Origin of the sequence: Dyella sp. ASV21 (assembly GCF_016428975.1) — a bacterium.
Taxonomy (GTDB): Bacteria; Pseudomonadota; Gammaproteobacteria; order Xanthomonadales; family Rhodanobacteraceae; genus Dyella.
In genome coordinates this window covers 26,329-33,687 of the sequence record NZ_JAELTT010000049.1, presented here as the reverse complement: position 1 = coordinate 33,687, position 7,359 = coordinate 26,329, and the positions used below count along the sequence as shown (strand labels likewise).

Below are 7,359 nucleotides of genomic sequence, written 5' to 3'. Positions count from 1 at the left end.
CTTGGCTGCCCACGTTGCCGCTGGGGGCGCCCGAGTACTTCCATGCGCAGGTGCGGCCCACGCGCATGGAGGCCGGGCGGCCCGTACTCAAGTTCGGCTTGCCCAGCGCGGCGCAGGAAAACCAGGTTGTGTGGACGTGGATCGGTGCGTAGTAGCCGCTCGCTCACGATCCGTGGCTAACCTGCCTTAACCGCTCGCCTCGCAGATGGAGCAACGCCCTTATGTCACGCCCTGTGGTTCTCGTTGGACACACGCACTCCTGCCCCCTGCATGGCCCAGGCCATGTCACCACCGGTACCGAAAGCGGCCTGGTGCGCGGCGAGAAGGTGGCGTGCGTGGGCGATGAAACCAGTTGTGGCGCCAAGATCATCAGCGGTTCGCCAAGCGCTTCCATTCGCGGCAGGGCGGTGGCGCGGCAAGGCGATAGCACGGATCACGGGGGCGTGCTGGAGCAGGGCGATGCGCGTTGCATGGTGCCGTAAACCCAACTCCGCGAAGGTCGATCGTTCTATCGCAGCGCGGTGTGCAGCGACGACATGTCAGCCGCGTCGCATTTGACTCATCAGGTCCGCCAGCTCGCGTACGGCGGCTTCGGAGGCTTCGCGGTGCGGGGTGGTATCGGGATTGTTGAAATTGCCGGCGTCGCCGATCACTTGCACCAGGATGCCGTCGCTGCGCGGTACTACGCTGATGTTACCGCTGCGCAAGCCATAGCGGACTTCCGGTTGGGGGATAAGTCGCGCCGTCTGGCCACGCACGGGAATCACCGAGTCGTCCTTGAACAGGGCACGGGCGCCATAGCCCGTGGCGTTGACCAGGGTGCGCTCGGGCAGGGCGTGCAGGTCGCTGGGCTGGTGGAACTCGCGCACCTCGATGTGGCCGCCGGCAGCGCGAAATTCGTTCAGCAGGTAATTGGCATAGCTGCTGATGTTGAACATCAGCGTGGTGTAGCGGCGTACGTAGGGCTCGGGGAACGGATGACTGCCGGGCGCCAGCTCCACCGAGCGCGGTGTGAGGTCACCTACGCGATCGCTGAAGTCACCGTACTCAGGTTCATCGGGCACGTCACCGTGGAATTTGCCGAACGGTGCATCGGAGAGCGAATAGCCTTCGATCCATTCGACCGGCTGGCCGGGCAGGCCGAGCAGGCTTTGGTAGCGCGCATAGGAAAGGCGCGTCATCATTTCCCAGCGTTCGGCGAGTGCGGGCGCGTGCGTGGCTTGGCAGATGCGCGAGTCTGGCGTCCACAAGCCGGACGCGCGCATGGAAAACACATCCGGCGGCAATTCCTTGGCGTAGATGCGCACAGCGAGCCCTGCGCGTTGTGCCAGCAGTGCCGTGGTGAGGCCGATGGCGCCGCAGCCGATCACGCCCAGTTCGGTGGCGCCGGTGCTTTGCGCCATGTGCAAGGCCAACGTGCCCGAGCCCCACGACAGCGACCAGCCGCTGCCACCGTGGCCGTAGTTGTGCACGACGGTCTTTTCGCCCAATCGCTCCATTTCGATGCGCGGACCGGCCGCGCGAAACGGGCGGGTGCATACGTACACGCCGGTGATGCGATCGATCTGCGCATGGATCGGTGCGAGCTGGCGATCGTCCGTCTGCAGGTGCGTGCCCACCGCTGCGGCGGCGCTGCCGCCGGGGCGCGTGGTTGCCGGTGTGCAGCCGACAAGGCCGACTGTCGAGGCCGCTGCCAGCGTGGCGCCGGCCTGGCAGAGGAATTGACGTCGCTGCATGCCGTTGTCCTTCACTGCGTGGCCTGACGGGTTGGGTGCGGAACCGGTGATCCTAACGCCATGGGCGCGCGAACGGGCGACTGACGCGTGCATCAAGGGGAGAACCGACCATCCTTTCCGCGAAAGCGGGAGCGACGGGGTAGCGTGGCGCCGCCGCATGACGGGCGGCGGCGCACGGGCTGGCAAACCGCGGTCGCGACTCAGCCTTTTTTGAGGAAACCGCCCAGCGTCAGCACCGCACCGACCACGATGCCGGCGATGCCCATCCATTGCGGAATGGCCTTGTCGTGGGTGGCCGTGACCTTGGCCGAACCGATCTGCACCAGGGTATCGGTGTCCTGGTAGCTGCCGTGGCCAAAGATGGCCCAGATACCGCCAGCCAGCAGGGCAAGACCAACCACGATCAATAGTGCACGCATGGGCTACTCCAGCGAAAACGGAGCCCCGATCATAAGTGCGTGCAGAGTGCAGGAAAAGTCGACGGCGGCGCGATGGGCCGCGTCCGCCGTCGAGGGGAGAAAGGGTTTAGTCCAATCGAGCGAACAGCAGACCGTGCGCCGGCAGGCTCAATTGCTGGCCGTGGAGTTCGCCATGGGCGAGGCCGTGGCCGTTGATCGGCGTGGCCTGGGCGATGTCCGGCAAGGTCAGCTGCACCGGTGCGTCGGAGAGGTTGAAGGCGGCCAGCACCCGCTGCCCGTCGTGGCGACGGGTAAAGGCCAGCACGGGCTCGGGCGTATCCAGGAACTGGATGTCGCCCCAGCGCAGCGCCGGTTGCGCCTTGCGCCAGGTCATGAACGAGCGGAAGCCGTTGAGCGCGGAGTGCGCGTCGCCCTCCTGCAGCGTCACCGCCAGGGATTGGTGTTCCGGCGGCACCGGCAGCCATGGCTCGCCCACGCTGAAACCGGCGTTGACGCCACCGTTCCACGGCATCGGCGTGCGGCAGCCATCGCGACCCTTGAAGGTTGGCCAGAAGGTGATGCCGTAGGGATCCTGCAGCGACTCGTAAGGCACATACGCTTCGGTGAGGCCCAACTCTTCGCCCTGGTAGACGCACACCGAACCGCGCAGCGAGCACACCATCGCGCTCAGCATATTGGCCAGGCGCGGCGATGCGTGGCCGTTGCCCCAGCGGCTGACCACGCGTGCCACGTCGTGGTTGGAAATGGCCCAGCACGGCCAGCCTTCGCGCATCTGCGCTTCAAGGTTCTGCACCGTGCCGCGGATGTAGCCCGCGCTGTAGTCGTCGGTGAGCAATTCGAAGCTGTAGCCCATGTGCAGGCGGCGGCCGCTGGTGTATTCGGCGGTGGTGGCGAGCGAATCCTCCGCGGAAATTTCGCCCAGCGCGGCTACGTCCGGATAGCGGTCCAGCAAGGCGCGCAGGTCTTCCAGGAAGCCCAGGTTTTCCGGTCGCGTGTTGTTGTAGTAGTGGTACTGAAACGCGTACGGGTTGTCCGGACTGAAACCGCGGCCGACGCGCTTTTCTTCCGGCTTGGGCGGGTTGTCGCGCAGCGCCTGGTCGTGGAAGCAGAAGTTGATGGCGTCCAGGCGCAGGCCGTCCACGCCCTTGTCCAGCCAGTACTTCACTTCGTCCAGCACGGCGTGGCGCACGTCCGGATGATGGAAGTTGAGGTCCGGCTGCGAGGTGAGGAAGTTGTGCAGGTAGTACTGGCCGCGACGCGGCTCCCACTGCCAGGCGCAACCGCCAAACAGCGACAACCAGTTGTTGGGCGGCGTGCCGTCGTCGCGCGCATCGGCCCACACGTACCAGTCGGCCTTGGGGTTGTCTCGGCTTTCGCGGCTTTCCTTGAACCAGGCGTGCTCCGCCGAGGTGTGGCTGAGCACCTGGTCGATCATCACCTTCAGGCCCAGGCGATGGGCCTTGGACAGCAAGCGATCGAAGTCGTCATTGCTGCCGAACAGCGGGTCCACCTGCCGATAGTCGGCAATGTCGTAACCGAAGTCGGCCATGGGCGAACGGAAGAATGGCGCGACCCAGATCGCGTCCACGCCCAGGCTCGCCACGTAGTCGAGCTTGTCGATGATGCCCGGCAGGTCACCCACGCCATCGCCGTTGGTGTCCATAAAGCTGCGCGGGTAGATCTGGTAGGTGACGGCTCCTCGCCACCAAGGTGCATCACTCATCTTGCATGTCCCGTGTCCGCCAATGCATGCATCGCGTAAGCCGAGGCTTGAGCGAGGCGCGGGGGGCAGCTTAAAGGCAGAGCGCCGATGCAAGGCGGCCGCTGCATACGTATTCAAAAAATGCAGTTTTTGCAGTGCAGCAAGAACATTCTTGCACGCGAATATGCAGCGCTGCGATAAGACCTCTTGCCGCTAAGAACCGCACCACTGCGCGCATCTGCACGTACCAGAAGCATTTTTTCGGCGTGCCAATCGCAGCGGTCGCGCGACGCCAATCCCTTAGCATTTTGTCAAAGGTGCACAAAAAAACGCGGTCATGAATACGTATGCATAGACCTGTTCGCCCTTTGGCGCAGCCCTACCATGGCCGCCACGCGACGGGGCCCTCCGAAGTTTTCGGCATGCACTGGCGCGTAGCCCGCAGCGGTCTGTGGGGACGGCTGCGGTAACTACAAAACCAAAACTAGAAGTGCAAACCCGTGGGAGGGGAAGACGGTGATTCTCAAGCGTAATGTGCTGGCCCTGGCGCTGGCTTCCGGACTGTGTTTCACCGCCGGCATTCAGGCGACGCCGACGGATACGGGTGCGAACGCGGGCGGCAATGCCGCTGGCAATGGCGCGACCAGCGATCCGCAGGCGGCGCCTGCGAACGCACAACAGGCCGACCAGAACACCACTGGCGACGCGACCAAGCAGACGCAGGACCAGCAGTTGGCCAAGAGCCTCTCCGCCATCACGGTGACGGGCTACAACCAGGGCATGGAAAAGGCGATCGACTACCAGCGTTACGCCGATACCATCCAGAACGTGATCACGCCGGCCGACATCGGTGGCCTGCCGGATCAGTCCATCGCCGACGCACTGACCCGCCTGCCGGGCGTGTCCGCCGAGCGCATCGCCGGCCAGGCATCGCAGATCAACATCCGCGGCCTGTCGGGCAACTTCATCCAGACCACGCTCAATGGTCGCGAGCAGCCTTCCACCAGCGGCAGCAACTACATCCAGTTCGATCAGTACCCCTCCGAGCTGATCAACATGGCGACGGTGTACAAGTCGTCCCAGGCATCGCTGATTACCGGCGGCGTGGGCGGCACCATCGGCATGGAAACGGCGAACCCGTTGAACGCCCCGAAGGAGCAGAACCTCAACGTCGACGTGCGCGGCAGCTACAACAGCCAGGCCAACGACGTGGCGGGCGCCAACTCCAACGGCTACCGCGTGAGCGCGGCGTGGCAGGGCAAGTTCCTGGACAACACCCTGGGCGTGGGCCTGGGCGTGGCCCAGATGTACCAGCCGCATGTGGCCGAGCAGTTCGTGGGTGAAGCCTCCGATGGTTCGCTCTACAACGTGGGCGGTCGCCAGGGCTACCTCACCCAGGGTCTGCAGTTGCAGCAGAACGGCGGTACCGAGCGTCGCACCGGCGAAATCGCCACCATCGTGTGGAAGCCGACCGACGAGCTGCAGGTGTCGGGCGATGCGTTCTACTCCAAGTTCAAGAACGAGTCGTTCGGCTACGGCTTCCGTACGCAGAACATCTACCAGAGCGGCGTCACCATCACCAACCCGGTATTCGGCCCGAACGGCACGATGACCGGCGGCACGGTGAGCGGCACCGGTGGCTCGCAGCAGTTCTCCAACGAAACCACCGCCGACAACTACACGACCAACACCAGCGTGTTCTCCGGCGGCCTGAACATGAAGTGGAACCACGATCGTTGGCACGTGGACGCCGACCTGTCGTTGTCGCGCGCCACCAGCAACGAGATCAACGTGGACACCACGGCCGATCCGTACAGCAACCTGGGTTCGGCCACACCAACCCTGATGCCGCAGTCCACCACCTATCAGCTGGCGGGTCGCAGCATCGGCACGGTGTCCTTCGCCAACCCAGGCCTGTACACCAACCTCAATGACCTGGGCCTGTCGCGTTACGGCGTGTACCCCTACATCTATCACGACAAGATGAAGGCGTTCCGTACCAGCGTGAAGTACGACATGCCCAACAGTTCGTGGCTGTCCGCGCTGGAAGCCGGCGTGTATCTGAACAACCACACCTACAATGCCGACCGCGAGGCGTATGTCTACGGTTCCGAGTGGGGCACCGACAATACCAACAAGGGTGCGGCCGGCTACAACCAGCCCGCGCTGAGCATTCCCGCCAGCGCCGCCACGCTGACCTGCTGGAAGGGCAAATTCTCGGGCCTGCCCTGCTTCATGCAGCTCAATGGTCCGGCCATCCTTGCCGCGCATGGCCTCACCGCCAACCCGGTGCAGAGCTTCGCCAACAACTGGACGCTGATCCAGAGCGGCCAGGTGAACGAGCAGACCCGTGATCTGTTCCTGATGGCGGACATCGATGCGCAGGACGTGTTTGGCCACGAGCTGACCGGTAACGTGGGCTTCCGCTACTCGCACCAGAAGCAGTACAGCAACGGCCTGCAGCAGGTGGGCAATGGAGCCGGTGTGCCGATCACCGACGGCCTCGGCGTCACCAGCCTGGACTACGCACCGCTCACCGTTGGCAAGACCTATGCCGACTGGCTGCCGTCGCTGAACCTGGCTTACCACCTTACCGACAACGACCAGGCGCGCTTCTCCGCCGCCAAGGTGCTGGCGCGTCCGCCGATCAACCAGATGCTGGCCGGTTCCGGTTCCTGGGTGTCCAGCGGCCAGTACAACGTGTGGGGCGGCACCAGCCCGCTGCTCGATCCGCTGCGCGCCACCCAGTACGACCTGACCTTCGAGCATTATTTCGAAGACTCCAGCGGCCTGATCAGCGGCGGCGTGTTCTACAAGGACATCAAGTCGTTCGTGCAGGCGGTGACGTACAACAACTTCGACTTCGCTGCAGCCGGCATCCCGGTACCGACCGATCCGAACACCGGCAAGCCCTATCTCAACGGTCAGTACCAGACCGCCTTCAACGCCAAGGGCGGCGAAGTGCGCGGCCTGGAAGTGTCGTTCGCCAAGAACCACATTTTCCCGGGCATCTGGGAAGGCCTGGGTGTGCAGACCAACTTTGCGTTGACCTCCAGCACGGTGAGCAACCCCACCACGCTGGGCGGCCCGACCTCGTACATCGGCCTGCCGGGCCTGTCCAAGCGGGTGGCCAGCGCGGCGGTGTTCTACGACTACGGCCCGTTCTCGGCGCGTCTGTCGGGTAACTATCGTTCGAGCTTCGCTTCCGACACGCAGATGTCGGTGACCAATCAGATGGTCACCTTCGCCTCGGAAACGGTGTACGACTTCCAGGCCTCGTACGACATCACCAAGCAGTGGGGCGTGGTGTTCCAGATGCTGAACCTCAGTAACCAGCCCACCCGCACTTACTTCGGTTCGGACCCGTCGCAGACCGGCACGATTCAGTACTTCGGTCGTACCACCTACCTCGGCGTCAACTTCAAGCTATAAGCCACGATCGCGCCGGCCTTTCGCAAGAAGGCCGGCGCGATGCTTTCCGGGGCGGCGCGCCAGGCGGCGC

5 protein-coding genes are annotated in these 7,359 nt (G+C 64.2%); 2 read left to right on the top strand and 3 right to left on the bottom strand.

Going from position 1 to position 7,359, the window contains the following annotated elements:
* Nucleotides 1-221 precede the first annotated feature (221 nt).
* Nucleotides 222-482 (top strand): PAAR domain-containing protein, encoded by a 261-nt coding sequence (locus JHD67_RS15295; protein ID WP_233171936.1) that lies wholly within the window; start codon nt 222-224, stop codon nt 480-482.
* A gap of 57 nt (nt 483-539) precedes the next feature.
* Here JHD67_RS15295 and JHD67_RS15290 read toward each other — a convergent pair whose 3' ends face one another.
* The 3 genes from JHD67_RS15290 to JHD67_RS15280 form a co-directional block, all read right to left on the bottom strand.
* Complete coding sequence (locus JHD67_RS15290; RefSeq protein ID WP_199100091.1) at nt 540-1,736, bottom strand: FAD-dependent oxidoreductase; 1,197 nt, start codon at nt 1,734-1,736, stop codon at nt 540-542.
* A gap of 200 nt (nt 1,737-1,936) precedes the next feature.
* Nucleotides 1,937-2,155 (bottom strand): hypothetical protein, encoded by a 219-nt coding sequence (locus JHD67_RS15285; RefSeq protein WP_199100090.1) that lies wholly within the window; start codon nt 2,153-2,155, stop codon nt 1,937-1,939.
* Nucleotides 2,156-2,261: 106 nt separating this feature from the next.
* Entirely contained in the window at nt 2,262-3,878 is a 1,617-nt protein-coding gene (locus JHD67_RS15280) for an alpha-glucosidase family protein (RefSeq protein WP_199100089.1), read from the bottom strand.
* Nucleotides 3,879-4,373: 495 nt separating this feature from the next.
* Here JHD67_RS15280 and JHD67_RS15275 point away from each other — a divergent pair, with 495 nt between their 5' ends.
* Nucleotides 4,374-7,289, top strand: a complete 2,916-nt coding sequence (locus tag JHD67_RS15275; protein WP_199100088.1) for a TonB-dependent receptor — start codon at nt 4,374-4,376, stop codon at nt 7,287-7,289.
* Nucleotides 7,290-7,359: the final 70 nt, after the last annotated feature.